This is a genomic window from Caulobacter sp. UNC358MFTsu5.1 (genome assembly GCF_000712075.1).
Classification (GTDB): Bacteria; Pseudomonadota; Alphaproteobacteria; order Caulobacterales; family Caulobacteraceae; genus Caulobacter.
This window is the reverse complement of the sequence record NZ_JONW01000002.1, coordinates 46922-70244: the sequence shown is the minus strand read 5'-3', so window position 1 is coordinate 70244 and position 23323 is coordinate 46922. Positions and strand designations below refer to the sequence as shown.

General features: G+C 70.0%; 32 protein-coding genes. 16 read left to right on the top strand and 16 right to left on the bottom strand.

Features of this window, described 5'->3' with window-relative positions; translation table 11 throughout:
- Positions 1-3 precede the first annotated feature (3 nt).
- The 3 genes from BR39_RS0101155 to BR39_RS0101145 all read right to left on the bottom strand — a co-directional run bounded on the left by BR39_RS0101155 (position 4) and on the right by BR39_RS0101145 (position 1860).
- Positions 4-618, bottom strand: coding sequence for a 5-formyltetrahydrofolate cyclo-ligase (locus BR39_RS0101155; protein WP_029907199.1), 615 nt, complete (start codon positions 616-618; stop codon positions 4-6).
- A gap of 17 nt (positions 619-635) precedes the next feature.
- Positions 636-1154 carry an isoprenylcysteine carboxylmethyltransferase family protein gene (locus tag BR39_RS0101150; RefSeq protein ID WP_029907198.1) on the bottom strand — a complete coding sequence of 173 codons (519 nt, stop codon included), beginning with the start codon at positions 1152-1154 and terminating at the stop codon, positions 636-638.
- Between the two features lie 391 nt (positions 1155-1545).
- On the bottom strand, positions 1546-1860 hold the full coding sequence (locus BR39_RS0101145; RefSeq protein ID WP_231499371.1) for a MarR family transcriptional regulator: 315 nt from the start codon (positions 1858-1860) through the stop codon (positions 1546-1548).
- 209 nt (positions 1861-2069) lie between these two features.
- Here BR39_RS0101145 and BR39_RS0101140 point away from each other — a divergent pair, with 209 nt between their 5' ends.
- Positions 2070-3194, top strand: a complete 1125-nt coding sequence (locus tag BR39_RS0101140; protein ID WP_029907196.1) for a PLP-dependent aminotransferase family protein — start codon at positions 2070-2072, stop codon at positions 3192-3194.
- A gap of 38 nt (positions 3195-3232) precedes the next feature.
- Positions 3233-4042 carry a polysaccharide deacetylase family protein gene (locus tag BR39_RS0101135; protein WP_029907195.1) on the top strand — a complete coding sequence of 270 codons (810 nt, stop codon included), beginning with the start codon at positions 3233-3235 and terminating at the stop codon, positions 4040-4042.
- Between the two features lie 43 nt (positions 4043-4085).
- Here BR39_RS0101135 and BR39_RS0101130 read toward each other — a convergent pair whose 3' ends face one another.
- The 3 genes from BR39_RS0101130 to BR39_RS0101120 form a co-directional block, all read right to left on the bottom strand.
- Positions 4086-4364 carry a hypothetical protein gene (locus BR39_RS0101130; RefSeq protein ID WP_156035537.1) on the bottom strand — a complete coding sequence of 93 codons (279 nt, stop codon included), beginning with the start codon at positions 4362-4364 and terminating at the stop codon, positions 4086-4088.
- Positions 4365-4454: 90 nt separating this feature from the next.
- Complete coding sequence (locus tag BR39_RS0101125) at positions 4455-4781, bottom strand: cell division protein ZapA (protein WP_029907193.1); 327 nt, start codon at positions 4779-4781, stop codon at positions 4455-4457.
- A 3-nt stretch (positions 4782-4784) separates the two neighbouring features.
- A complete protein-coding gene (locus tag BR39_RS0101120) occupies positions 4785-5180 on the bottom strand; it encodes a hypothetical protein (RefSeq protein WP_035018056.1) in 396 nt (131 codons plus the stop codon).
- Positions 5181-5409: 229 nt separating this feature from the next.
- Here BR39_RS0101120 and gap point away from each other — a divergent pair, with 229 nt between their 5' ends.
- From gap to BR39_RS0101095, 5 genes are all read left to right on the top strand, one after another.
- Positions 5410-6417, top strand: a complete 1008-nt coding sequence (gene gap / locus BR39_RS0101115) for a type I glyceraldehyde-3-phosphate dehydrogenase (protein WP_029907191.1) — start codon at positions 5410-5412, stop codon at positions 6415-6417.
- 82 nt (positions 6418-6499) lie between these two features.
- Positions 6500-6862, top strand: coding sequence for a hypothetical protein (locus BR39_RS0101110; protein ID WP_029907190.1), 363 nt, complete (start codon positions 6500-6502; stop codon positions 6860-6862).
- 11 nt (positions 6863-6873) lie between these two features.
- A complete protein-coding gene (gene pgk / locus BR39_RS0101105) occupies positions 6874-8064 on the top strand; it encodes a phosphoglycerate kinase (RefSeq protein ID WP_029907189.1) in 1191 nt (396 codons plus the stop codon).
- Between the two features lie 155 nt (positions 8065-8219).
- Positions 8220-9311 (top strand): class II fructose-bisphosphate aldolase, encoded by a 1092-nt coding sequence (fba, locus tag BR39_RS0101100; RefSeq protein WP_029907188.1) that lies wholly within the window; start codon positions 8220-8222, stop codon positions 9309-9311.
- A gap of 163 nt (positions 9312-9474) precedes the next feature.
- On the top strand, positions 9475-10200 hold the full coding sequence (locus BR39_RS0101095; RefSeq protein ID WP_156035536.1) for a hypothetical protein: 726 nt from the start codon (positions 9475-9477) through the stop codon (positions 10198-10200).
- On the opposite strand, the gene BR39_RS0101090 is transcribed toward BR39_RS0101095, so the two are convergent.
- Together BR39_RS0101090 and epmA are read right to left on the bottom strand one after the other, a co-directional pair.
- The gene (locus BR39_RS0101090) at positions 10197-11237 is read right to left on the bottom strand and encodes a lysine-2,3-aminomutase-like protein (protein WP_029907186.1); all 1041 of its coding nucleotides are present in this window, start codon (positions 11235-11237) and stop codon (positions 10197-10199) included. The genes BR39_RS0101095 and BR39_RS0101090 overlap by 4 nt on opposite strands.
- Before the next feature lie 139 nt (positions 11238-11376).
- Positions 11377-12426 (bottom strand): EF-P lysine aminoacylase EpmA, encoded by a 1050-nt coding sequence (gene epmA, locus BR39_RS0101085; protein ID WP_029907185.1) that lies wholly within the window; start codon positions 12424-12426, stop codon positions 11377-11379.
- A gap of 109 nt (positions 12427-12535) precedes the next feature.
- Here epmA and efp point away from each other — a divergent pair, with 109 nt between their 5' ends.
- On the top strand, positions 12536-13105 hold the full coding sequence (efp, locus tag BR39_RS0101080) for an elongation factor P (protein ID WP_029907184.1): 570 nt from the start codon (positions 12536-12538) through the stop codon (positions 13103-13105).
- A 96-nt stretch (positions 13106-13201) separates the two neighbouring features.
- Here the strand turns inward: efp and BR39_RS0101075 are convergent, their stop codons facing one another.
- Both BR39_RS0101075 and BR39_RS0101070 read right to left on the bottom strand, forming a co-directional pair.
- Positions 13202-13843, bottom strand: coding sequence for an NrsF family protein (locus tag BR39_RS0101075; protein WP_029907183.1), 642 nt, complete (start codon positions 13841-13843; stop codon positions 13202-13204).
- Positions 13830-14372: a sigma-70 family RNA polymerase sigma factor gene (locus tag BR39_RS0101070; RefSeq protein WP_029907182.1), complete on the bottom strand. Its 543-nt coding sequence runs from the start codon at positions 14370-14372 to the stop codon at positions 13830-13832. The genes BR39_RS0101075 and BR39_RS0101070 overlap by 14 nt, the downstream gene beginning before the upstream one ends.
- Positions 14373-14611: 239 nt before the next feature.
- Between BR39_RS0101070 and BR39_RS0101065 the strand changes: the two genes are divergently transcribed.
- From BR39_RS0101065 to BR39_RS0101050, 4 genes are all read left to right on the top strand, one after another.
- Positions 14612-14905 carry a DUF2282 domain-containing protein gene (locus BR39_RS0101065; RefSeq protein WP_029907181.1) on the top strand — a complete coding sequence of 98 codons (294 nt, stop codon included), beginning with the start codon at positions 14612-14614 and terminating at the stop codon, positions 14903-14905.
- 149 nt (positions 14906-15054) lie between these two features.
- Positions 15055-15951: a DUF692 domain-containing protein gene (locus BR39_RS0101060; RefSeq protein WP_051695058.1), complete on the top strand. Its 897-nt coding sequence runs from the start codon at positions 15055-15057 to the stop codon at positions 15949-15951.
- A complete protein-coding gene (locus BR39_RS0101055; protein WP_029907179.1) occupies positions 15935-16714 on the top strand; it encodes a DNA-binding domain-containing protein in 780 nt (259 codons plus the stop codon). The genes BR39_RS0101060 and BR39_RS0101055 overlap by 17 nt, the downstream gene beginning before the upstream one ends.
- On the top strand, positions 16711-17181 hold the full coding sequence (locus BR39_RS0101050) for a DoxX family protein (RefSeq protein WP_156035535.1): 471 nt from the start codon (positions 16711-16713) through the stop codon (positions 17179-17181). The genes BR39_RS0101055 and BR39_RS0101050 overlap by 4 nt, the downstream gene beginning before the upstream one ends.
- A 7-nt stretch (positions 17182-17188) precedes the next feature.
- On the opposite strand, the gene BR39_RS0101045 is transcribed toward BR39_RS0101050, so the two are convergent.
- Positions 17189-17824 (bottom strand): DUF2799 domain-containing protein, encoded by a 636-nt coding sequence (locus tag BR39_RS0101045; RefSeq protein WP_029907177.1) that lies wholly within the window; start codon positions 17822-17824, stop codon positions 17189-17191.
- Between the two features lie 74 nt (positions 17825-17898).
- The gene (locus BR39_RS0101040; protein WP_029907176.1) at positions 17899-18489 is read right to left on the bottom strand and encodes a TspO/MBR family protein; all 591 of its coding nucleotides are present in this window, start codon (positions 18487-18489) and stop codon (positions 17899-17901) included.
- Between the two features lie 83 nt (positions 18490-18572).
- Between BR39_RS0101040 and BR39_RS0101035 the strand changes: the two genes are divergently transcribed.
- Positions 18573-19148: a GNAT family N-acetyltransferase gene (locus tag BR39_RS0101035; RefSeq protein WP_081916452.1), complete on the top strand. Its 576-nt coding sequence runs from the start codon at positions 18573-18575 to the stop codon at positions 19146-19148.
- Between the two features lie 70 nt (positions 19149-19218).
- On the opposite strand, the gene bfr is transcribed toward BR39_RS0101035, so the two are convergent.
- Both bfr and BR39_RS0101025 read right to left on the bottom strand, forming a co-directional pair.
- Positions 19219-19698 carry a bacterioferritin gene (gene bfr / locus BR39_RS0101030; protein ID WP_029907174.1) on the bottom strand — a complete coding sequence of 160 codons (480 nt, stop codon included), beginning with the start codon at positions 19696-19698 and terminating at the stop codon, positions 19219-19221.
- Positions 19699-19973: 275 nt separating this feature from the next.
- A complete protein-coding gene (locus BR39_RS0101025) occupies positions 19974-20159 on the bottom strand; it encodes a bacterioferritin-associated ferredoxin (protein ID WP_029907173.1) in 186 nt (61 codons plus the stop codon).
- Between the two features lie 171 nt (positions 20160-20330).
- Here BR39_RS0101025 and thiE point away from each other — a divergent pair, with 171 nt between their 5' ends.
- From thiE to BR39_RS0101010, 3 genes are all read left to right on the top strand, one after another.
- Positions 20331-20972: a thiamine phosphate synthase gene (gene thiE / locus BR39_RS0101020; RefSeq protein ID WP_029907172.1), complete on the top strand. Its 642-nt coding sequence runs from the start codon at positions 20331-20333 to the stop codon at positions 20970-20972.
- Complete coding sequence (locus BR39_RS0101015; protein ID WP_029907171.1) at positions 20969-21418, top strand: NUDIX domain-containing protein; 450 nt, start codon at positions 20969-20971, stop codon at positions 21416-21418. Before thiE ends, BR39_RS0101015 begins: the two co-directional genes overlap by 4 nt.
- A 76-nt stretch (positions 21419-21494) precedes the next feature.
- Positions 21495-21914: a hypothetical protein gene (locus tag BR39_RS0101010; RefSeq protein WP_029907170.1), complete on the top strand. Its 420-nt coding sequence runs from the start codon at positions 21495-21497 to the stop codon at positions 21912-21914.
- A 3-nt stretch (positions 21915-21917) separates the two neighbouring features.
- On the opposite strand, the gene BR39_RS0101005 is transcribed toward BR39_RS0101010, so the two are convergent.
- Together BR39_RS0101005 and BR39_RS0101000 are read right to left on the bottom strand one after the other, a co-directional pair.
- Positions 21918-22784 (bottom strand): sigma-70 family RNA polymerase sigma factor, encoded by an 867-nt coding sequence (locus BR39_RS0101005; RefSeq protein ID WP_029907169.1) that lies wholly within the window; start codon positions 22782-22784, stop codon positions 21918-21920.
- Positions 22784-23323, bottom strand: a complete 540-nt coding sequence (locus BR39_RS0101000; protein WP_029907168.1) for a hypothetical protein — start codon at positions 23321-23323, stop codon at positions 22784-22786. Before BR39_RS0101000 ends, BR39_RS0101005 begins: the two co-directional genes overlap by 1 nt.

Here is a 23323-nt window from a genome sequence, read left to right as displayed (position 1 = left end):
GAATTAGTCCTCTTGGACGGCGATATACTCGCTTTCCGTCAGGATGGCGTCCAATCGTTGGTCGTGGGGCTCATCGGGCAGGCCGTGTGTCTCCTGGCCCACATAGGCCAGGCCCAGCACGAAGACGTCCTTGCGGGCCCGCAGGGTCTCCAGCGCCCGGTCGTAGTAGCCGCCGCCCTGGCCCAGGCGCCGGCCCTCGCGGTCGAAGGCCAGCAGGGGCGCGACCACCAGGTCGGGCTGGACGATCGGCCGGTCGGCCGCGGGGGCGACCAGGCCGATGGCGTCGCGGACCAGCGGCTCGCCCGGCGTCCAGAGCCGGAACACCATGTGGCCGCCATGGCCTTCCGGATCAGCGCCCTCGACGCTGGGCAGGGCCAGGGTCCACCCCGCCTCGGCCAGCCAGTCGGCCAGCAGGCGGGCCGGAAGCTCCGAGCCCAGGCCGTGATAGACCGCCGCGATCCTGCCCTTCGGATCGGGGAACCGCCGCGTCAGGGGCTCGCGCGCCACGTCCACCACCCGCCAGTCGGCCTCGGGATGCTCCAGGGCCAGTTCCTTGCGGCGGCTGCGGACGAACAGACGCAGGGCGGTCTTGGCGACGGCGGGATCTTTGATGGCCATGGCTATCCTCTGCCACCTCAGGCGGCGGGCCGCCAGGGGCGCAGGCGCGGCAGCCAGCGCGGCACGTGGCGGCGGAAGGTCTCGTAGTCCTGGCCGTAGTCGCCCAGCAGCCGGGGCTCTTCGTAGAACACCACGAACAGATGCATGGTCAGCCAGGCCGCCGCGCCATAGGCCAGCAGCACGGCCTGGCCCAGCAGCAGCGCCTGGCCCAGGATCAGGCTCACGACGGCCACGTACATCGGGTTGCGCACGAAGCGGTAGGCGCCGCCCACCACCAGCATCTTGGTCGGGGCGACCGGCGCGGGCGTGCCCCGGCCCTCCAGGGCGAAGCGGACGAAGGCCTCCAGCAGCACCGGCGCGGCGACGAGGATCAGCGCCCCGCCCAGCCAGCGCCCGGCCTCCAGGCCCAGCAGCGGCGGCGCGAACCGCCAGCCGCTCAGCCACCACGGAACCAGCCCCGCCACCACGCCGGGGGCGACGACCAGGAACAGCGCGCTGCCCAGCAGGGCCCCAGTCCTGTCCGTGCTCTTTTCCATGCGGACCTCACGCGCCGAGGCGTTCGGGATCGGATGAGAATGGGGGAAGGTGGCGGCGCCGTGAAGAACCGTGAAGACGTTTCAATCCACTCGAACCTGTAAGTTACAGGTGGGCCCCGTGTTCCCGCAGCCACGGCCACGGGAGGGAACAGGTCCCGATAGAGAGATTAAGGTCCCTGGGAATAGAAATCTTCGACGAGGGCCACAGCAGACCCGCCGCTGGTGAAGATAGGCGTTCGGGGTCACGAATACCAGTGGGGACCTTGTCGCACTTGCCCCCTACGGATCGCTTCGCGATCGTCTTCCCCCGGAGGGGGAAGAGCGCGAGGCTCCGCCCCCTATGGGGGCGGACAGACCGCGAAGCGGTCAGGCGGGGGCAAGCGGGTGCGCCTCAGCCCTTCACCAGCTCCGCCATCACCGCCGTCCAGCCCGCGTGGGCCTCCGCCCCCGCCCGGTCGAAGGCCGCCCGCAGGTGGCGCGTCTGGGCCTCGGTGAGCTCGGCTTCCAGCTTCCGGCCCGACGCCGTCAGGCGCAGGTTCTTGACCCGGCGATCCTCGACCCCGGCCTCGGCCCCGACCAGGCCCATCTCCATCAGCTGGCGCAGCGGCGCGTTCAGGGCCTGCTTGCTGACGGCCAGCAGGTCCAGCAGGCCGCGCACCGAAACGTCGGGCCGCCGGCCGATGAAATAGAGGATGCGATGGTGCACACGGCCTAACCCGCGCCTTTCGAGAATCCGGTCAGGACGGTCCGTGAATCCGCGATAGGCGAAATAGAATTGCTCTATCGCCTCATGCAGGTCGTCAGATAGGGCAGGATCATCCAGGTCAACCATGTTGACACTTTAGGATGCGTCGGCTCATGGTGTCGATAGGTCAAGGTGTTTGACGCTGTTTGGAATGTTGAGGGAGGTCGGCGATGGCGCGGCTGTCGGTGCGGAGTTCGGACATCAGGCCCTCGCCGGTGCGCGACATGCTCAACGTGTCGCAGCGCCCGGGCATGATCTCGTTCGCCGGCGGCCTGCCCTCGCCCGAGACCTTCGCGGGGCTGGACCTGCCCCCGCCGCCGCGCGACCTGCTGCAATACGGCCCTACCGAGGGCGAGCCGGCCCTGCGCGCGCGGATCGCCCGGGACCTGGCCGCCCTGGGCCTGGACACCGAGGCCGACCGGGTGATGGTGCTGTCCGGCTCGCAGCAGGGCATCGACCTGGCCGCCAAGCTGGTGGTCGACGCCGGCACGACCCTGGCCGTGGAGTCGCCGGCCTATCTGGCCGCCCTGCAGGTGTTCCGCTTCTACGGCGCGCGGTTCGGGATCATCGACCGGTCGAGCCCCGGCGCCGGCTGGGGCGAAGCGCCGCCGTCGATGGCCTATGTCATCCCCACCTTCCAGAATCCGTCGGGCCACTGCTGGACCGCTGACGAGCGCGCGGCGATGGCGGCCGCCTGCCGGGCCAGCGACGTGATCCTGTTCGAGGACGATCCCTATCGCGACCTGGTCTACGAGCCGTGCGAGCGTCGCCCGGCCTGCGCCGGCATGACGGGCGGATCGTGGATCTACCAGGGCTCGTTCTCCAAGACCGTCGCCCCTGGCCTGCGCCTGGGCTACCTGACCGCCTCGCCCGACCTGTTCCCGCTGCTGGTCCAGCTGAAGCAGGCGGCCGACCTGCACACCAACCGGCTCAGCCAGTGGATGGTGCTGCAGTATCTGAACGACCCGGGCCGGGCTGAGCGGATGGACCAGGTCGCCGCCCTCTATCGCCGGAAGCGCGACGCCTTCGCCGACGCCCTGACCCGTCACCTGGGCAACAACGCCTCGTGGTCGCTGCCGCCCGGCGGCCTGTTCTTCTGGCTGACCCTGGCCGAAGGGACCGACGTCGAGCGCCTGTTGAAACGCTCCGTCGAGCGCGGCGTGCTGTTCACCCCCGGCAGCCACTTCCTGGCCGAGGGCGGCGCCTCGCCGACGATCCGGCTGAACTTCAGCCTAGCCGACCCCGAGGCGGCCGAGAGGGGGCTGGCGATCCTGGCTGAACTGTTGGACGACTAGGCCCCGACGGCCGTCGGGGTCGGGGGATGGAGAAAAGCATGCGCCTGGTCCTGTTCGCCGCCCTGGCCTGGGCGCTGGCCGCCGCGGGACCGGCCGCCGCCCAGGGCGCCTTCGCCTGGCCGAAGGGCAAGCGCGCGGCCATCGTCCTGACCTATGACGACGCCATGCCCTCGCAGTTGGACGTCGCGATCCCGCAGCTGGACGCGGCCGGACTGAAGGGGACCTTCTTCCTGGACGCCGACAGCCTGACCCCGGCCGAGATGCTGCGATGGCGGCGGGCGGCGAAGAGCGGCCACGAGCTGGGCAACCACTCGGTGAACCATCCCTGCCCGCGCGCCATGCTGCCCCGCGCCGAGCACCATGTGACCGAAACCTACGACACGCAGTCGATGCTGGCCGAGATCGGGGTGATGAACGCCGTGCTGTTCGGCATCGACGGCCTGACCGCGCGGACCTACGCCTATCCGTGCAGCCAGAGCCTGGTCGGCGGCGAGGATTATCGCGGCGGTCTGCGGACCTCCGGCCTGATCCGCTATGCGCGGACCGGCGGCGACGCCTACCGGTCGGTGATCACCGACGCCGCGTCGCTAGATCCCTTGGACGTGCCCAGCTGGGGCCCCGTCGATCATCCCGACGGCGCGCAATTGATCGCCTATGTGGAACGCGTGCGTGCGGCCGGCGGGCTGGGCGTGCTGCAGTTCCATGGCGTGGGCGGCGACTATCTCGAGGTCTCGGCGCAAGCGCACCAGCAGCTGCTGGATCACCTCAAGCGGAACCCCGACATCTGGGTCGCGCCGTTCCAGCAGGTCATGGACCACGTGACCAAGGTCGGCGCCGCCACGCCTTAGCCGCCCAGCCTGGCTCGCCCAGTCTCGCCCGCCAAGCCTGGGGTCAGTCGGCCCGCACCGCGATCACGGTCTGGGCCTGGCCGGCGGCCCAGACCTGGCCTTCGCAGACCTTGGCGTGGCCCTTCGGCACGCCGCCGGCGGCGGGGACGAGGCGCACGCCCTTCTCCGGATGGCCCTCGCCGTACTCGAAGGTCGCCACGCTGCCCTCGAAGGGCCGATTGAGGCCGACCAGCTTGCCGACGCCGGCTTCGTCGGCCGCGATCGCCTCGCTCAGCTCGTCGAGGGAAAACTCACGCGGATAGGTGAACGTCTTCTGTCCCACCGGCGCCTCCACATCTCGAGATTGCGCTGGAGGCAAGCACAATTATGCCGACGGGGATAGGCGCATTCCGGCCAGGGTGGCCGGAGGCCGTCAGCCCTGGACCAGGGCCTCGATCTTCTCGGACGCCGCGTCCAGGGCTTTGATGGCCCGGACCTCTACCCGGGTCTGTTCGGTCTGCAGGCGGGCCAGCTCGGATTGGGCATGGGCCAGGCGCAGCTTCAGGTCCGACAGCTCGTCGGCCAGCAGCAGGGCGCCCATCAGGAACAGCCGGGTCTCGCCCAGCTGGCCGACGTCCTGGCTGACCTGGCGGACCTGGCGGTCGAACAGGCGGGCGATCTCCAGGAGGTGGGCTTCCTGCCCGTCCTCGCAGCCGACGGTGTAGGGCCGGCCGTTCACCTGGATGGTCAGTTGGGCCATGGCTCAGGCCTCCCTTTCCGAACGATCCTCGGGGAAGAGATCGGCGCCGTCGTCGCCGTAGTCCTCTTCCTCGTCGTCGTCGTGGACGCCTTCGGTGATCAGGCTCTCGTCGCCCAGGGCGGCGCGGATCTCGGCGATGGCGCGGCCCAGGGCCTCGGAGGCCTGCTCGCCGGCTTCCTCCAGCGCCTTCTCCCGGGCGCGGGCGGCCTCCAGGTCCAGCGCCAGGCGCGCGGCCTTGGACTCGGCTTCGGCGTCGCCGTCGAACAGCCCCGGCTCGCCCGAAACGGGCGCGGCCGGACGCGCCGCGCGCTCGGCGGCGATCTTCTGTTCCAGCTGGCTGACGGCGCGCTCGAGGCGGCGCGCGGCCAGTTCGAGGGCGTTACCTTCGCCCGGGGTCATCGGCATCGTCCCAAAATCATGCGTCGCAACATATAGACTGCGGTCCGCTTCGCCACCCGCCATGGCGACAATTGGGCGATGAAACGGTGCGGATAACAATAGGTCATCCTATGTGAGCGCTCGCGCAGGTTTCTTGGGGTTGACTTCCCCGCCCCGCCCCGCAAAACGCGCTGCAAAATCAAGGTAACGTCGGTCGCCTCGGCCGAACGCTCGTTAGGAGAAAGACCTCATGGCCATTCGCGTCGCCATCAACGGCTTCGGCCGGATCGGACGTCTCGTCCTGCGTTCCATCGCCGAACATGCGCGCCGCGACATCGAGGTCGTCGCCATCAACGATCTGGGCCCGGTCGAGACCAACGCCCACCTGCTGCGCTACGACAGCGTCCACGGCCGCTTCCCGGGCGTCGTCACCTCGGGCGAGGACTGGATCGACGTCGGCCTGGGCAAGATCAAGGTCACGGCCATCCGCGACCCGAAGGACCTGCCGCACAAGGAACTGAACGTCGACATCGCGTTCGAGTGCACGGGCATCTTCACCGCCCGCGACAAGGCCGCCCTGCACCTGGAAGCCGGCGCCAAGCGCGTGCTGGTCTCGGCCCCGGCCGACGGCGCCGACAAGACCATCGTCTACAAGGTCAACCATGAGACCCTGACCGCCGACGACATCATCGTCTCGAACGGCTCGTGCACCACCAACGCCCTGGCCCCGGTGGCCAAGGTGCTGCAGGACCTGACCGGCATCGAGCGTGGCTACATGACCACGATCCACAGCTACACCGGCGACCAGCCCACGCTGGACACCATGCACAAGGACCTCTACCGCGCCCGCGCCGCGGCCCTGAGCATGATCCCCACCTCGACCGGCGCCGCCAAGGCCCTGGGCCTGGTGCTGCCGGCCCTGAAGGGCAAGCTGGACGGCAGCTCGATCCGCGTCCCGACCCCGAACGTCTCGGTTATCGACCTGAAGGTCGTGCCGTCGCGCGACACCACGGTCGACGAGGTCAACGCCGCCCTGCAGGCCGCCGCCGACGGCCCGATGAACGGCGTGCTGTTCACCACCAAGGACCCGCTGGTCTCGCACGACATGAATCACATCGCCGCCAGCTCGACGGCCGCCCTGCCCCAGACCCAGGTCATCGAGGGCAAGCTGGTCCGCGTGCTCAGCTGGTACGACAACGAATGGGGCTTCGCGACCCGCATGAGCGACACCGCTCTCGAGATGGCGAAGTTCCTCTAGGTCAGCCTTCCAAGCCCCCGCCCTCTCCGAGGCGCGGGGGTTTCCTTTGACCGGCGCACGCCGGCCTCAGCCAAGGACCACGATGCCCAGCGCCGCCGCCAGCCAGACGATCTTCACCAGGGCCCGCCCCTGGGTCGCCGTCGTCCTGCTGACCGTGACGAGCATCCTGGGGGGCGGCCTGGTCGCTCCGGTCTGCTACTGGCTGGGACGAGCCAGCCTCGGCCCCAATCCGAGGTTCATACCCTTGGCCTGGGCGCCGGAAGCCGCCCCCTCCCGCTGGGCCGCGCTGGGCCTCGCCGTGGCCTGGGTCGTGCTCTGGTCGCTTTACGCGCTGTCCGTCCGCAGCCGGCCGATTCATCTGGCGTTCGCCGCCATCCCTTTTCTGGCGTTCGTGCTGGTCGCCTACCTGGCTTCCAGCATGTCCTACGCCTGCAATCCCATGTGAGTGATCCCGTCATGCCCTTCCGCACCCTCGACACCGCCGATCTCGCCGGCAAGCGCGCCCTGGTCCGGGTGGACTTCAACGTGCCCGTCGACGGCGGGAAGATCACCGACGACACCCGCCTGCGCGCGGCCCTTCCCACCATCCACTACCTGTCGACGAAGGGCGCCAAGGTGATCCTGCTGGCCCACTTCGACCGCCCCAAGGGCAAGGTTGTGCCGGAGATGAGCCTGGCCTTCGTGGCCGAGCCGCTGGGCAAGCTGCTGGAGCAGGAAGTCGCCTTCGCGTCGGACTGCGTCGGTCCCGAAGCCGCCAAGGTGGTGAACGGCCTGGAGAACGGCGGCGTGGCCCTGCTGGAGAACGTCCGCTTCCACGCCGGCGAGGAGAAGAACGACCCCGACTTCGCCAAGGCCCTGGCCGCCAACGGCGACCTCTATGTCGACGACGCCTTCAGCGCCGCCCACCGCGCCCACGCCTCGACCGAGGGCCTGGCCAAGATCCTGCCGGCCTATCCGGGCCTGGCCATGCAGCGCGAGCTGGAAGCGCTGGATTCGGCCCTGGGCAATCCGAGGAAGCCCGTGCTGGGCATCGTCGGCGGCTCCAAGGTCTCGACGAAGCTCGACCTGCTCAACAACCTGGTCGCCAAGCTGGACCGCCTGGCCATCGGCGGCGGCATGGCCAATACCTTCCTGTACGCCCAGGGCCACGACGTCGGCGGATCGCTCTGCGAGAAGGACCTGGCCGACACCGCGCGCCAGATCATGGCCACGGCCGAGAAGAGCGGCTGCGAGCTGCTGCTGCCGATCGACGTGGTGGTGGCCAAGAAGGTCGCGCCCGGCGTCGACGCCGAGACCCGCGAGCTGTCCGAGGTCCAGCCCGACGACCTGATCCTGGACGCCGGCCCCAAGAGCGCCCAGCGTCTTATCGAAGCCATGGAATCGAGCAATACGCTGATCTGGAACGGCCCTTTGGGCGTTTTCGAGGTGCCTCCGTTCGACGAAGCGACGGTTTCGGCGGCAAAACACGCCGCGAAACTCGCCAAAGGGGGTAAGATCGTGGCGGTCGCCGGCGGCGGTGATACCGTGGCGGCCCTGAACCACGCGGGCGTGTCGGGCGATTTCACCTTCGTCTCGACGGCCGGCGGCGCGTTCTTGGAATGGATGGAAGGCAAGACGCTTCCGGGCGTCGCCGCTCTGGAGATCTAGGGAGAAACGACCCTTCGGCGCGTCTCAGGAGGGCGCGCCGAACCGAAAATACGGACACCACGGAGGTCCGGAAAACTTGGGCAAAGAGCGCTTCAGCGCCGGGCCCCAACAACAAGAAACGACCCAATTCACTCACGCTTGCAGGAGAACACCACGTGGCGAGGATCACGCTAAGACAGTTGCTGGATCATGCGGCGGAGCATGACTATGCGCTGCCGGCCTTCAACATCAACAACATGGAACAGGGCCTGGCGATCATGGAGGCGGCGGAAGCCGTGAACTCCCCGGTCATCATCCAGGCGTCGCGCGGCGCGCGCAGCTACGCCAACGACATCATGCTGGCCCGGATGATCGACGCCCTGGCCGAGATCTATCCCAACATCCCGGTGTGCATGCACCAGGACCACGGCAACGGCCCGGCGACCTGCGCCACGGCGATCCAGTACGGCTTCACCTCGGTGATGATGGACGGCTCGCTGATGGAGGACGCCAAGACCCCCGCCACCTACGAATACAACGTCGAGGTCACCCGCAAGGTGGTCGAGATGGCCCATAGCTGCGGCGTCTCGGTCGAGGGCGAGCTGGGCGTGCTGGGCTCGCTGGAAAGCGGCATGGGCGAGGCCGAGGACGGCCACGGCTTCGAGGGCGTGCTGAGCCACGACGAGCTGCTGACCGATCCCGACCAGGCGGTCGAGTTCGTCGAGCGCACGGGCGTCGACGCCCTGGCCATCGCCATGGGCACCAGCCACGGGGCCTACAAGTTCACGCGCAAGCCGGACGGCGACGTCCTGGCCATGAACGTGATCGAGGAGATCCACCAGCGCCTGCCCAACACCCACTTGGTGATGCACGGCTCCTCGTCGGTTCCGCAGGAGCTGCAGGACATCATCAACCAGTACGGCGGCGCCATTCCCCAGACCTGGGGCGTGCCGGTGGAAGAGATCCAGCGCGGCATCAAGCACGGCGTGCGCAAGGTCAATGTCGACACCGACAACCGCCTGGCCATCACCGGCGCGATCCGCAAGATCCTGACCGAGAAGCCGCACGAGTTCGACCCACGCGCCTATCTCAAGCCCGCCAAGGAAGCCATGCGCCAGGTCTGCCAGGACCGCTTCGTGCAGTTCGGCTCGGCCGGCCACGCCGACAAGATCAAGGCGCTGTCGACCGCGACCATGGCCAAGCGCTATTCGTCCGGCGAGCTGAACGCCAAGTTCGGCGCGGCGGCGAAGAAGGCCGCGGCGGAATAGGTCCACGATCGGGGACATGCCCTTGGGCGTGTCCCCAGCAAAACGATGAGGCCTTCCGGGGAGACCCGGGAGGCCTTTTTCGTTGGGCGAAAGCCGCCTTGCGCTTCCGCGCCCGACCGCCCAGACTACTCGCGCAAAGGCTGTGCTCGGGGGAGCGGACATCATGCGACACGGAACGATGCTGGCGGCCACGCTGGCGACCGCGCTGGCGGGTGGGGCGGCCCACGCCGGCCAGCCGAAGCTGGACCCGGCGTCCGACTACGGCCTGGTCGCGCTGGAGATCGAGCCCGGCGGTCCCATGGCGGCCGCCAACGGCGGCTACCAGCTGAACATCGCGCGGTTCTCGCCCCAGGAGCACGCCTCCCTCGCCAACCCACTCGGCGGATGGGTCAATCTGGGCCGCGTGGGCGGCAAGAACCAGCCCCGCGCCTACTACCTGGCCAAGGCCAAGCCCGGCAGCTACGTGCTGCTCAGCATGTCGGTCATGAACTGGGGCGTCTGCTACAACGCCGACTCCCGGACGTTCGACGTCAAGGCCGGCGAGGTGACGTTCATCGGGCGCTACGATCCCGCCGCCAGCCTGATGGAACTGAGCCAGGCGGTCGGTTCGGGCGCCCTGCCCAGCTACGCCCGGTCCACCGACATCAACTACCTGTTCGACAGCTCGCGCCCGGGACTGACCGCGCCCGAGCAGCTGGAGCCCTGGCGGCCGGGGCTCGAGGCCTGGCTCAAGGCCGAGCGGCCCGGCGTGACCGCGCCGGTCGTGGCCGCCCAGGTCACGCCCACCCACTTCAACACCGGGCGCGACGCCTTCGGCCTGCAGAGGATCTGCGGCGGCTACTACGCCAAGAAGGACAAGGCCCCGGCCGCCGACGGCAAGGCGCCCTAGCCCTTCGGCGGATAGGCGTGCGCGCCGCCGTTCGGGTCCTCGACCTCGCCTTTGACCGCCAGATAGTCCGGGCCGATCGGCACCTTGCCGTGGCCGTCGGGGATGTCGAGCACGTAGGTCGGCTGGCACAGCCCCGAGAACCGGCCGCGGATGGCGCGCATCAGGGCGCGGCCTTCTTCGACGCTGGTGCGCAGGTGGGCGGTGCCGGGGGCGTGGTCGCCGTGGTGCAGGTAGTAGGGCCGGATGCGGGTCTCGACGAAGCCGCGCATCAGGGCGCCCAGGGCCTCGGGGTCGTCGTTGACGCCCTTCAGCAGCACCGTCTGGCTCAGCATCGGCACGCCGGCGTCGATGATCCTGGCGCAGGCCGCCCGCGCCGCCGGCGTCAGCTCGCGGACATGGTTGGCGTGCAGGGCCACATAGACCGCCTTGCCGCTGGCCTTCAGGGCCGCGACCACCTCGTCGGTCACCGCCTCGGGATCGACCGCCGGCACGCGGGTGTGGAAGCGCACGACCTTGACGTGGTCGATGGCCGCCAGCCGCTCGGACAGGTCGCGCAGGCGGCGCGGCGACAGCACCAGCGGGTCGCCGCCGGTGACGATCACCTCCCAGATCTCCGGCCGACCGGCGATGTAGGCGAAGGCGGCGTCCAGCTGCTCGGGCGTCAGGTTCGAGGCGCCGTCGGGCCCCACCACCTCGCGGCGGAAGCAGAACCGGCAATAGACCGCGCAGGTGTGGGTGGGCTTCAGCAGCACGCGGTCGGGATAGCGGTGGACGATCCCCTCGACCGGGCTGTGGGTCTCGTCGCCGATCGGGTCGGCGACCTCGCCGGGGTTCTCGACCAGTTCGGCGGCCTGGGGCAGGAACTGGCGGGCGATCGGGTCGCTCTCGTTGGCCGGATCGATCAGCTCGGCCATGACCGGGGTGATCGCCACCGCGTAGCGCGCCGCCACCGCTTCCAGGGCGGGCAGGCGCTCGGGCGCCACCAGGCCGGCTTCGGCCAGGGCGGCGGCGCTGCGGAGGGTGCGGGCGGCGGTCATGAGGCGGGCGGTATGGCGGGTTTAGGCGGGGGACGCAATGCGGCCCGCTGACGGGGACATGCCCTCGCGGCGTGTCCCCAGCTGCATCCCCGGCGCCGAGCAAGGGTTTGGGGACACGCCCAAGGGCATGTCACCGGCGTCACCCCGCCACCGGCGTCCACAGCACCTGGTCCACCCGGCTGGCCCCCGCCGCCAGCATCACCAGGCGGTCGAAGCCCAGGGCCGAGCCCGACGCCGGCGGCATGATCTCCAGCGCCGCCAGGAAGTCGTCGTCCAGCGGATAGCGCTCGCCGTAGACCCGGGCCTTCTCGTCCATCTCGGCCTCGAAGCGGCGGCGCTGCTCGCCGGCGTCCGTCAGCTCGCCGAAGGCGTTGGCCAGCTCGACGCCGCAGGCATAGAGCTCGAACCGCTCGGCCACGCGCGGGTCGCCGGGCTTGGGCCGGGCCAGGGCCGCCTCGGCGGTCGGGTATTCGCAGAGGATCGTCGCCCGCCCCACGCCCAGGTTCGGCTCGACCTTCTCGACGATCACCCGGCTGAAGACGTCGGCCCAGGTGTCGTCGCCGGCGACGCGGATTCCGGCCGCGCGGGCCGAGGCGGCGAGCGCGTCGCGGTCGGTCTCGCCGCCGGGCCCGATCGAGGCCAGCAGGTCCACGTCCGCATGCCGCGCGAAAGCCTGCGCCACCGTCACCCGCTCGGGCGGGGCGAAAGGATCGCAGACATGGCCCCGGAAGCGGAATTCGAGGGTTCCCGCCGTTTCCGCCGCCAGGGCCAGAAGGGCCGCGCAGTCGTCCATCAGGGCCTGGTAGGGCTCGCCCGCCCGGTACCATTCCAGCATGGTGAACTCCGGATGGTGCAGCGCTCCGCGCTCGCGGTTGCGCCAGACCTTGCCGAAATCGAAGATCCGCCGCTCGCCCGCCGCCAGCAGCTTCTTGCACGAGAACTCCGGCGAGGTGTGCAGGTAGAGCGGCGCGCTTTCGCCGCCCAAGGTCAGGGCCCGGGTCTCGAAGGCGTGCAGATGCGCCTCGTTGCCGGGCGAGACCTGCAGGGCGGCGGTCTCGACCTCCAGGAAGTCGCGCTCGGCGAACCAGGCGCGGAAAGCGGCCTTGATCCGGTTGCGGGCCAGCAGGAACGGTCGCCGGTCGGCGTGGTTTTCGGGCCGCCACCAGGGCGAAGGAGAGGCTGTCGGCACGGGAAACGCTCTGCTCGGGGTGGCGAACTTGGCGAGGATCGCTATAGGAGGGCGATATCCAACGCAAATTCGCGCGGCTTAAGGCCGCCGCGGGATCAAGGACGTACTCGTGACTAAAGTCGCCGCCAGCTCGCTGAGGAAGGGTTCCGTCGTCGATATGGACGGCAAGCTCTACGTGGTCCTCAACGCCGAAAACATCCACCCCGGCAAGGGTACGCCGGTCACCCAGCTGAACATGCGCCGCATCTCGGACGGCGTGAAGGTGTCGGAACGCTACCGCACGACCGAACAGGTCGAGCGCGCCTTCGTCGACCAGCGCAACCACACCTTCCTGTACCAGGACGGCGAGGGCTATCACTTCATGAACCCGGAAAGCTACGACCAGCTCGTGGCGACGGAAGACGTGGTCGGCGATCTGGGCGCCTATCTGCAGGAAGGCATGACCGTCGCCCTGTCGACCCACAACGACGTGCCGATCGCCCTGGAACTGCCGCGCACCGTGGTGCTGGAGATCGTCGACACCGAACCGTCGGTGAAGGGCCAGACCGCCTCGTCGTCGTACAAGCCCGCCATGCTCAGCAACGGCGTGCGCACCATGGTCCCGCCGTACATCTCGGCCGGCACCAAGGTGATCATCCTGACGGAAGACGGTTCGTACCAGGAACGCGCCAAGGACTAAGGTCTTCGCACCCTTCTCCCCTCGCGGGAGAAGGTGTCGACGCCAGCCGACGGATGAGGGGTCGCACCGGTGAAAGCCGTGCGGCCCTTCTTCATTTCACCACCTCAGCGCCCACTTCCCGATCACCGCGCCCAGCACGCCCGTGCCCAGCACCCCCAGGGTGTACCAGGTGCCCACGAACACCATCGTGCTCTCGCCGCAGTGCAGGCCGTAAACCGTGGCCGCCACGCCGCCGGCGAAGGCGCCCGCCGCGAAGCCGGTCAGGGCCGGACGGGTCGGGGCCATGCCGCGCAGCACGACCAGGGTCGCCGCCAGCCCCGGCAGGGCCAGGGTCAGGATGTAGCGGAAGCAGACCTTCCACGACCCGCCCATCATCATCGACCGGCGGTGCGCCCAATCGGCCGCCAGCCATTGGCCGAAGCCCAGGCCGACGAACAACGCCAGCACCAGGGCCCCGAACAGCAGCGCCTTCTTCGGGACACCCTCGGGCCGGGCCAGGCGCTCCAGCGCCCAGAAGCCGGCCAGGCCCAGCAGGCCGGTATAGGTCGCCTTCATCCAGAACATCCGGCCGGTCATGGCCTGGGCCAGGTCCTGGCGCGTGCCCAGCCAGGCCAGCACCATGACCAGGGCCGCCAGGGCGGCGGCCACGGCCAGGCCGAGGAAGCGGCGCTGCACCGCCCCGGCCGGGATGGCGCGCGGGTCGGCCGCCAGCTGATCGATCAGATCATCCGTCCGCACGGCCGCGCATCCTTTCTCCCAGGCTCTTGAGCGCCCGGTGCAGGGCGACCTTGGCCGCGCCCTCCGAGACGCCGGTCCGGTCGCCGGCCTCGGCCAGGCTCAGCCCCTCGATCTTGACCGCGCGCACCAGCTCGCGCTGGCGCTCGGGCAGGGTGTCCAGGGCGCGGTCCAGGTCCATCGCCGAGCCGGGTTCCGGGGCGTAGGCGGCCAGGACCTCGACATAGTCGTCGATCGGCACGGCCGCCCGCACCTTCCGCCGCCGCCAGTGGTCGATCAGCTTGTAGCGCGCCAGGGCGAAGGCCCAGGGGGTGAACGGCTGGGCGCGATCGTAGGTCGCGCGCCGCGTATGCACCGCCATCAGGGTCTCCTGCACCAGGTCCTCCACATCGCCGGGGGCGTCGCGCATGCGGCGCTCGAAATAGACGCGGAGCCTACCGCCCAACTGGGACAGCAACAGCCGATAGGCCGGGGCGTCGCCGTCCAGGCCCAGCAGCATCAGCGCCTTCAGGGCGGCCTCGGTTTCCGTCACGCCTCCCCCTTGTTCGCGCGAGACGGGCCGATGGTTACACCGCGTCGCCCCAACCGGAAAGCGGGCGAGCGCGGGAACCGGATGCGGTGATTTTCACATCCCCGTTTTGGCCGCCGCGTTTTTGTTCGGATACCGGTGTAACCTTTCGCCGCACCCGTCCGTAACTCCCCCATGACCGCGCAGGACGGGCCGACGATCGGCGCTGGGCGCGGTCGGACAGACGAAGGAAACGTCCCCCCATGACCCGTACCGTGCAACGCACTCCCGCCCTCGCCCTCGCCGCCGTGTTCGCCCTGAGCGCCGGCGCCGCCATGGCCCGCGACGACATGAAGCCGGCCAAGACCGAAATGGAAAAGTGCTACGGCGTGGCCAAGGCCGGCCAGAACGACTGCAAGGCCGGCGCCGGCACCTCGTGCGCGGGCACCTCGAAGGTCGACTACCAGGCCGACGCCTGGAAGAAGGTCGCCAAGGGCACCTGCGTGACCATCAAGACCCCGAACGGCACGGGCTCTCTGACCCCGCCGAAGGCGTAAGCCTCCTCTCTCGTTGTCATCCCGGAAGCGCGTAGCGCTGTCCGGGACCCAGGGGCGGCCACACCGCCTTGGCCCAGTCACCTGGGTCCCGGACAGCCTCTACGAGGCTTCCGGGATGACAACCGATTTTCGTTTTCGGAATGGCGACCATGTCCCCCACCGCCGGCCTCGGCCTGAAACCGCAGCACTATGACGACGCGCTCGCGGCCGACGCCGAGGGGCTGTGGTTCGAGGTCCATCCCGAGAACTACATGGCCGCCGGCGGGCCGCGCCTGCGCCGGCTGGAGGCGATCCGCGAGACGCGCCCGCTGTCGCTGCACGGCGTGGGTCTATCCCTGGCCGCCGACGCCGATCCCGACCTCGGCCACCTCCTGGCCCTGAAGGCCCTGGCCGACCGGTTCGAGCCGTTCGTGATGTCCGAACACCTGGCCTGGAGCGCCTGGCGCGGGGTCCACCAGCCCGACCTCCTGCCCTTCCCCCGCACCCGCGCCGCCCTCGACCGCATCGCCGCCAATATCGGCCGCACGCAGGACGTCCTGGGACGGACGATCCTGGTCGAGAACCCGTCGCTGTACCTGCCGCTGACCGGCCATGAACTGGACGAGACCGATTTCCTGGTCGCCCTGACCCGCCGCACGGGCTGCGGCCTGCTGGTCGACGTCAACAACGTGTTCGTCAGCGCCAGCAACCTGGGCTACGCCGCCGAGACCTATCTGGACGCCCTGCCCGCCGAGGCGATCGGTGAAATCCACCTGGCCGGCCACGGCGTCGATGCCAATGAGGCGCGAAGCGGATCGAGCCTGCTGATCGACACCCACGGCGCGCCGGTGGCCGAACCCGTCTGGGCCCTCTATCGCCGCCTGATCGACCGCGTCGGCCCGCGCCCCACCCTGATCGAACGCGACGACAACATCCCCGCCTTCGACGTGCTGATGGCCGAGCGCGACCGGGCGCATGGCCTGCTCCAGCGGACGCTGATGGGGACAGGCGCATGCGCCTCTCCCCAGTCCAGGCCCGAACCTGTCGGGGATGACGCCCGTGGGTGAACTCGGAACATTCCAGGACGCCTTCGCCGCCGCCCTCGCCGAGCGCACGGCCGCGCCGATCGCCGGCTGGCTGCCGGAGGGCGAGACCGATCCCGCCGGCCTGGCCGTCTATCGCAACACCATCGCCAAGGGCTGCATCGACGCCCTGGCCGCCAACTTCCCGACCGTGGCCAGCCTGGTCGGCGACGACTGGTTCGGCGCGGCCGCCGCCCTGTTCGCGCGCGGCAACCCGCCGAAGAGCGCCGCCCTCCTGGCCTATGGCGCGGGCTTCCCGGACTGGCTGGCGCGCTTCCCGCCCGCCGACGACCTGCCCTACCTGCCGGCCATGGCCCGGATGGATGGGATGTGGACCACCGCCCTGTTCGCGCCCGAGGGCCGGCCGCTGGCCGCCGAGGCCTTCGCCCTGGAGCCCCAGGCCCTGGCGGCCGCTCGCCCGCGCCTGCATCCCAGCCTGGCCTTCGCCTGGTTCGACAGCGGCCTGCCCGGCCTGTGGCTGGCGGCGCGCGAACCCCAGCCCGGCGAGATGGAGCTGGCGGAAGACCCGCAGGGCGTCCTGATCGTCCGCCCGCACGAAGCCGTAACGGCCCGTCTGCTCGACCGCGCCGGCCACGCCTTCCTGGCCGCCGCGGAAACCGACGCGACCCTGGGCGAGGCGATCACCGCCGCCGCCGAAGCCGATCCGGCCGCCGACCTGCCCGCCCTTTTCGCCGCCCTCATCGCCGACGGCGTGTTCGTCGGCCTCGACCCCGGAGACCCCGCGTGACCGACCAGATGCTCGTCCCCGCCGCCGCGCGCCCCTGGAGCCGCCCGCTCGACCGCCTGGCCGCCCTGGCCCATCGCGCCCTGCCCGACGGGGTCCTGACCCTGGTCGCGCGCCTGGGCATCGCCTCGGTGTTCTTCCTGTCCGGACGCACCAAGGTCGACGGGATCCTGCACATCACCGACGGGACCTATTCGCTGTTCGCCGACGAATACCGCCTGCCGCTGATCCCCTCGGACATCGCCGCGCACCTGGCGACCTACAGCGAGCACCTGTTCTCGATCCTGCTGGTGCTGGGCCTGTTCACCCGGCTTTCCGCCCTGGCCTTCCTGGGCATGACCCTGGTGATCGAGGTGTTCGTCTATCCCGACGCCTGGAGCACCCACCTGTCGTGGGCCGCGATTCTGCTGTTCCTGGTCGCCAAGGGCGGCGGGAAGTGGAGCCTGGACCGGGTGCTGGGCGTCCGCTGACCGCTCCTCACCAACTCCCGTACCGCACCCCGAAGCGGTGGTGCAGATCGTCGACCTCGCGCTCGGCGTCGCGGGCGGCCCACTCGGCCCGGCGGCCGTCCTCGACGGCCTGGCGGCGTTCGGACCGCAGGCGGTTCAGGCGATCGCGCAGCTCGCGCTTCTGCTCGTCGTTCAGCTTGGGATTCTGCAGCTCGTCCTCGACGCCCCGCGCCTCGCGGTCGCGCTTCTCGGCGCGGTGGTCGGCGCTGTCGCGGTCCGACTCCGCCTGGCTCAGCCGCGAGACGGCGGCGTGGACCAGCTGGCCGTCGGCATAGCCGACCAGGAAGCCGCGCTCGGCGCCCGGCGGGCAGACCCCGGCGTAGCTGTTCCCCTCGCGGCCCTCGCCGAAGCCGCGGTCCTGGGTGCAATAGAGCTTCAGCCCCTGGTCGCGGGCCTGGAAATAGGGACCGGCCTCGGGGACCACCCCGACCTTGGCGCAGGCCTTGGCGTGGTCGTCCAGCCGGCTCTGGGCGCGTCCCGCCTCGCCGTCCTTGAAGCCCTGGGCGCCCCAGTCGCCCTGCAGGCAGGCCTCCTTGCTCATGGTGGCGCAGCCCGCCAGCGCGGCGACCGTGACGGCCAGACCCAGAACCCGAAGACCACGCATGGAAAGCCTCCCCGAAACACGTTTCGGGGACAGCTAAAGCTTGGCCGCCTGAACGGCCGCTGAACGGCGTTCTTCTAGTGGACGGTCACCCGGCGGGGACGCTTCCACAACTCCTCGGTCAGGGCGTTGGCGAAGCCCAGCCAGCCCAGATAGGGGCTGGAGAAACCCGAGGCCGGGGCCACCAGCTTGCGGGCCTGCAGGGCGTAGGCGCCCGAGGCGGCCAGGGACGCCGTGGCGGCGCCAAGCTGCCCCCCGACGCGCTTGGCGCCGAGGGCCAGCCAGAGGGCGTTGAAGCCCTGGACCAGGCTCCAGAGGGTGAGAGCCCGGGTGCGTGTGGGGCTGGAGGGCGCGTTCCAGATGCGCAGCCCCGAAAGGGTCATGGCGATGAACAGCGGCGGCAGGATCAGGCTGGTCAGGGCCTTGGGCTGATGGGCGACCGGCTCGTGCATCTCGGCGTAGCCGACCGCGTATTCCTCGTCGTCGATCATCCGCTCGTGGCGCCGGCCCAGCAGGGTCGAGGCCAGGATCGCGCCGCCAGCCAGGGCCAGGCCGATGGCAAGCTGCGCGCCGGCCGAAACGGCGGTGTCGGCCTTGGCGTCCATCTCGAACGACTCGCGACCGGCGTGAGTCCGCCTCCCGTGGGATCGGCCGTTCGGGATGTGCATGGCGGTACTCCTCGCTAAACATGCTTGTAACCCGTCTAGCTGGACCTTGGTTCCAGGGCGGCGAAACGGTTTGTGAGCCCGCCATGGTCGAATTCCGCCCCGCCCGGCCCGACGAGATCGAGACGATCCGCGCCCTCGAACGCGCCTCGGCCCAGCGGTTCGTCGGGTTGATGGACGCCCTGGCGGCGGACGAGCCCAGCCCCGCGGCGGTGCTCGCCGCGCGGATCGCGGACGGCGGCCTGATCGTCGCGGTCGAGGACGGGACCGTCGCGGGTTTCGTGATGTTCCGGCGGGTCGAAACCTACGCCTATGTCGAGCAGATCGACGTGCTGCCGGCCTTCGAGGGACGCCGGATCGGCGCGGCCTTGCTGGACGCGGCGGCGGAGCGGGCGCGGGCGGCGGGGCTGGCGGGCCTGTCGCTGTCGACCTTCCGCGCGGTGCCGTGGAACGCGCCGTACTATCGGCGGCTGGGGTTCGTGGAGGTGGAGGTCCTGACGCCGGGTATGCTGGCGATCCGGGCGGAGCACCGGGCGCGCGGCCTGGACGAGGACGCGCGAGTGTTCATGGTGCGGTCCTCCCCCTGTGGGGGAGGTGTCGGCGCAGCCGACGGAGGGGGGGAGTATTCGGTAGACGGCCCCAACCCGGATCGAGCGCCCTGAGACTCCCCCCACCGATCGCTGCGCGATCGCCTCCCCCACAGGGGGAGGGCCTTGCGCGGGATCGACGATCCTAGGCCGGCAGCTCGCCCACGGCGCTCTGCAGGTAGTTCTGTTCGCCCAGCGACTTGACCAGGCCCAGCTGCATCTCGAGGAAGTCGATGTGCTCCTCGGTGTCGCTGAGGATCTCGCGCAGCAGCTCGCGGCTGACATAGTCGCGGGCCTGTTCGCACTGGATGATGCCGGGGATCAGGGTCTCGCGGCCGCCCAGCTCGACCTGAAGGTCGCTGGCCAGGCACTCGGGCACGGTCTCGCCGATCTTCAGCTTGTGCAGGTCCTGCAGGTTGGGCAGGCCTTCCAGGAACAGGATGCGGTTGATCAGCTTGTCGGCGTGTTTCATCTCGCCGATCGACTCGTCGTAGGTGATCTTGCCCAGGCGCTTGAAGCCCCAGTTGTCGTACATCCGCGCGTGCAGGAAGTACTGGTTCACCGCCGTCAGCTCGTTGGTGAGCACCGCGTTCAAGAGCCGGATGATGCCGGGATCGCCTTGCATGGCGGCCTCCTCAGATTCGATTGATCGAGGGGACCCTGATCTATCGCCTGGGTTGCTTCAACCGCTATGTCTGCAAGTGTTTCTCAGCCTCACGGAAAAGCGTGAGACTGCTTCGCGTGAGCGGAAAATACCCCAAATCCGCTCATCCCGGCGAATGCCGGGATCCAGATCCAAAGGCGGAGAGGCTGATTGGAAAGAGGGCGGCGCTCATGGCGTCGGGCCCAAAGTCATTCCATCTGGGTCCCGGCATTCGCCGGGATGAGCGGAACGAGAACCTATTCGGCGGCGAAGGCCAGGGCCTCGCGGCTGTCCTGGATCATCTGGCGCATCTCGCAGACGCACTTGGCGCACTGGGCCTGGCAGCCCTTGTGGCGGAACACCTCGGCGGGACGGGTGGCGCCCGCCTCGATGGCGGCGCGGACTTCACGCTCGCGAATGCCGTTACAATTGCAGACGTACAAGGGAGAACGCCCTACCCGAGATGATTGTCATTCTCATGTAGCGGAGGCGTGAGGCTTTTGCAACTGACTCGCAGTGCGACAAAGTGAACGAGGGGGACAGGCGCATGCGCCTGTCCCCGGCCATGGCCGGAAGGGGCTGCGTCAGCGGCCAAATCGGCGTAATTGGCGCCCATGACCGACTGCCGCCTCTATCTGATCACCCCGCCGGCCCTCGACGACCTGGCCGCCTTCGGCCGCGACCTGGCCGCGGCGCTCGACACCGGCGACGTGGCGGCGCTGCAGATCCGCCTGAAGGACGCCCCGGACGAGGTGGTCGCCGCCGCCGTCCAGGCCCTGGCCCCCATCGCCCGCGCGCACGACGTGGCGGTGATCCTCAACGACCGTCCCGACCTGGCCGCGCGCCTGGGCTGCGACGGCGTCCATGTCGGCCAGAGCGACACGCCCTACAAGGACGCCCGCAAGATCATGGGTCCGTCGGCGATGATCGGCGTCACCTGCCACGACAGCCGCCACCTGGCCATGGAGGCCGCCGAGGCCGGGGCCGACTACGTGGCCTTCGGGGCCTTCTTCCCGACCACCACCAAGGACGCCCCGACCACCGCCGATCCCGAGATCCTGTCGATCTGGCAGGAGACGATGGAGGTCCCCTCGGTGGCCATCGGCGGGATCACCGCCGACAACGCCGCGGGCCTGGCCACAGCGGGCGCCGACTTCCTGGCCGTCTCGGCCGGTGTCTGGAAACACCCGGACGGTCCCGCCGCCGGCGTCGCGGCGCTCAACGCCGCCATCGCCGAAGGGCTTGCCGCGCGATGAAGGCGCGGCGGCGCAAGGTCGTGATCTACTGCATCGACCGCGACCGCCTGCTGGTGCTGCGCCACCCCGACCATTCACCCGACGCCGTCGGCCTGCAGGTTCCCGGCGGTTCGATCCGCGACGGCGAGGACCCGCGCGCCGCCGCCCTGCGCGAACTGCGGGAGGAGACCGGCCGCCAGGATTTCGAGATCCTCGGCGACCTGGGCGAGGCCGAGTACGACATCACGCCCCATCGGTTCGAGATCCAGCACCGCGTCTTCTTCCTGGCCCGGCCGACCGCGCCTCTGCCCGAGCGCTGGCCGGCGATCGAGGACCACGATGGGCTGGAGCCTCCGACCCGCCTGGAGTGCTTCTGGATCCCCCTGACCGACGCCCACGTGCTGCAGTCCGGCCAGGGCGCGCTGATCGGCCGGCTGTTCCCCGACGACGACGCCTCAGTCGCGTAACGCCGTTCGCGGAACTTGCCGCTCAAGCTTGACGGGCGTAGCCTCCTGCCAACGATAAAATACGGGGAGGACGCCCATGCGGCGGCTTGGTCTGTGTTTGCTTGGCGTAACGGCCCTGGGCCTGGCGGCGACCGCCGCCACGATGACCTGGGCCGAGAACTGGAAGCCCTCGCCCGGCGAGGCGAAGACCTTCTACGACGCGGACTTCCTGAGGGTGGACGAGACGTCCGGCCTGGTGGTGCTGCGCATCGCCGAGGGCCGGCCCAACGGCCCCTACAAGGGCTGGCCGGGCGGCAAGGGCCCGATCATGCTGTTCGCCCTGGACTGCGCCGCCGACAAGTGGATCGACCTGGGCATGGACTTCTCGGGCGACCAGGGCCTGCCCAAGGGCTGGCGCAAGGGCGAGAAGATCGAGGACATCAAGGGCGCCGCCGGCGGCGCGGGCCGCGTGGCCTGCGAGACCCGGGACACCCTGCCGAAGGTGGCTTTGCCTTAGGCCTCAGGAATTCAGCCGCGCCAGCTTTTCCGGATTGCGCATCGTGTAGACGGCGGCGATGCGACCGTCGACGATCTCCAGGCCCATGGTCTGGAACACCACGCCGTCGTGGCTGAACACGATGCCGGGCGCGCCGTTGATCCGCGCCAGGCGCGCGTCCGTACCCTCGGGGGCCGGCCATTTCTTCTTGATGCCCAGCACCAGGCGGATCGCCTTCTCCAGACCGAAGACCGGGTTCATCGTCGCCTTGGCGATGCCGCCGCCGTCCGAGTGCATGACCACGTCCTGGGCCAGGACGCCGCGCAGCAGGGCCTCGTCGCCGGTCATGGCGGCGGCCAGGAAGGCGCCGGTCAGGCGCTGCTCCTCCTCGGCGCTGGGGTGGTAGCGGGGCTTGCCGGCCTTGACGTGCTCGCGGGCCCGGGCGGCCAGCTGGCGGCAGGCGGCCTCGGTCCGGCCCAGGGTCTTGGCGACGTCGGCGAACGACGCGTCGAAGACGTCGTGCAGCAGGAAGGCCGCGCGCTCCAGCGGGGTCAGCCGCTCCAGGGCCAGGAGGAAGGCCACCGACAGGTCCTCGCCCAGGCGTTCGTGGTCCTCGTCGACCACCGGCTCGGGCAGCCATTCGCCGACATAGACCTCGCGCCGGGCCCGGGCCGACTTCAGCCGGTCCAGGCACAGGCGGGTGACCACCTTGTTAAGGAAGCCGGCGGGATTGGAGATCTCGCCGGGTTCGACGCCGCGCCAGCGGATCCAGGCGTCCTGCACCACGTCCTCGGCGTCGGCCCGCGAGCCCAGCATGCGATAGGCCAGGCCGGTCATCGCCCCGCGCCGATCTTCGAAGATCGTGTCCCCGTCCTTGCCCAAAGCGTCCATCATGCCCGCACCGCTATCGCGCGCCCGCCGACCGTGACCTTGGAGCAGGCCTTGCCGTAGCCCAGCGCGTATTTCACCGTCGGATAGACCCGCGCCGCCGCCAAGGCCAGGGCGATGGCGGCCAGTCCCTTCCGGCCCCACCGCGCCACCACCTCGTCGCGCAGGTCCTCGCTGCTCTCCAGGTCGCGGGCCAGGCTGGCGCGGGCGAAGCCGAAGGCCAGGCCCGCGTCCGGCCCCATGGCCTCGCCGTCGCCGGACAGGATCGCCGCCAGGATCGCGGGCGAGACACCCCGCTCCTCGGCCTGGCGCACGACGATCTGGGTGCAGGGACCGCAGTCCTCGTTCAGCGTGCCGGCCAGGGCCGCAGCGGCGATCGCCTCGGGCGGCGCGCCCTCGCGGAAGCCCTGCAGCCGCCCGACGCCCGAGAACGCCATCAGCGCCTTGGGGCTGGCCGCCGCCAGGGCGCGGATGTAGCTGGCCTCGTAGTCGTAGCGGCGCTCCAGGCGGCGCACCGCGCTCAGCATCAGCCAGGTCAGCAT

Bases quoted from the DNA above. Each gene is read 5' to 3' on its own strand.
- gap (WP_029907191.1), top strand. From the start codon at position 5,410: ATGGCCATTCGCGTCGCCATCAACGGCTTCGGCCGGATCGGACGTCTC.
- BR39_RS0101140 (WP_029907196.1), top strand. From the start codon at position 2,070: ATGGCGCGGCTGTCGGTGCGGAGTTCGGACATCAGGCCCTCGCCGGTG.
- BR39_RS0101125 (WP_029907193.1), bottom strand. From the start codon at position 4,781: ATGGCCCAACTGACCATCCAGGTGAACGGCCGGCCCTACACCGTCGGC.
- BR39_RS0101090 (WP_029907186.1), bottom strand. From the start codon at position 11,237: ATGACCGCCGCCCGCACCCTCCGCAGCGCCGCCGCCCTGGCCGAAGCC.
- BR39_RS0101060 (WP_051695058.1), top strand. From the start codon at position 15,055: ATGTCCCCCACCGCCGGCCTCGGCCTGAAACCGCAGCACTATGACGAC.
- BR39_RS0101005 (WP_029907169.1), bottom strand. From the start codon at position 22,784: ATGGACGCTTTGGGCAAGGACGGGGACACGATCTTCGAAGATCGGCGC.
- BR39_RS0101135 (WP_029907195.1), top strand. From the start codon at position 3,233: ATGCGCCTGGTCCTGTTCGCCGCCCTGGCCTGGGCGCTGGCCGCCGCG.
- BR39_RS0101095 (WP_156035536.1), top strand. From the start codon at position 9,475: ATGCGACACGGAACGATGCTGGCGGCCACGCTGGCGACCGCGCTGGCG.
- bfr (WP_029907174.1), bottom strand. From the start codon at position 19,698: ATGCAAGGCGATCCCGGCATCATCCGGCTCTTGAACGCGGTGCTCACC.
- BR39_RS0101155 (WP_029907199.1), bottom strand. From the start codon at position 618: ATGGCCATCAAAGATCCCGCCGTCGCCAAGACCGCCCTGCGTCTGTTC.
- thiE (WP_029907172.1), top strand. From the start codon at position 20,331: ATGACCGACTGCCGCCTCTATCTGATCACCCCGCCGGCCCTCGACGAC.
- BR39_RS0101055 (WP_029907179.1), top strand. From the start codon at position 15,935: ATGACGCCCGTGGGTGAACTCGGAACATTCCAGGACGCCTTCGCCGCC.
- BR39_RS0101015 (WP_029907171.1), top strand. From the start codon at position 20,969: ATGAAGGCGCGGCGGCGCAAGGTCGTGATCTACTGCATCGACCGCGAC.
- BR39_RS0101065 (WP_029907181.1), top strand. From the start codon at position 14,612: ATGACCCGTACCGTGCAACGCACTCCCGCCCTCGCCCTCGCCGCCGTG.
- BR39_RS0101120 (WP_035018056.1), bottom strand. From the start codon at position 5,180: ATGACCCCGGGCGAAGGTAACGCCCTCGAACTGGCCGCGCGCCGCCTC.
- pgk (WP_029907189.1), top strand. From the start codon at position 6,874: ATGCCCTTCCGCACCCTCGACACCGCCGATCTCGCCGGCAAGCGCGCC.
- BR39_RS0101045 (WP_029907177.1), bottom strand. From the start codon at position 17,824: ATGCGTGGTCTTCGGGTTCTGGGTCTGGCCGTCACGGTCGCCGCGCTG.
- BR39_RS0101110 (WP_029907190.1), top strand. From the start codon at position 6,500: ATGCCCAGCGCCGCCGCCAGCCAGACGATCTTCACCAGGGCCCGCCCC.
- BR39_RS0101150 (WP_029907198.1), bottom strand. From the start codon at position 1,154: ATGGAAAAGAGCACGGACAGGACTGGGGCCCTGCTGGGCAGCGCGCTG.
- BR39_RS0101040 (WP_029907176.1), bottom strand. From the start codon at position 18,489: ATGCACATCCCGAACGGCCGATCCCACGGGAGGCGGACTCACGCCGGT.
- BR39_RS0101035 (WP_081916452.1), top strand. From the start codon at position 18,573: ATGGTCGAATTCCGCCCCGCCCGGCCCGACGAGATCGAGACGATCCGC.
- BR39_RS0101000 (WP_029907168.1), bottom strand. From the start codon at position 23,323: ATGCTGACCTGGCTGATGCTGAGCGCGGTGCGCCGCCTGGAGCGCCGC.
- BR39_RS0101010 (WP_029907170.1), top strand. From the start codon at position 21,495: ATGCGGCGGCTTGGTCTGTGTTTGCTTGGCGTAACGGCCCTGGGCCTG.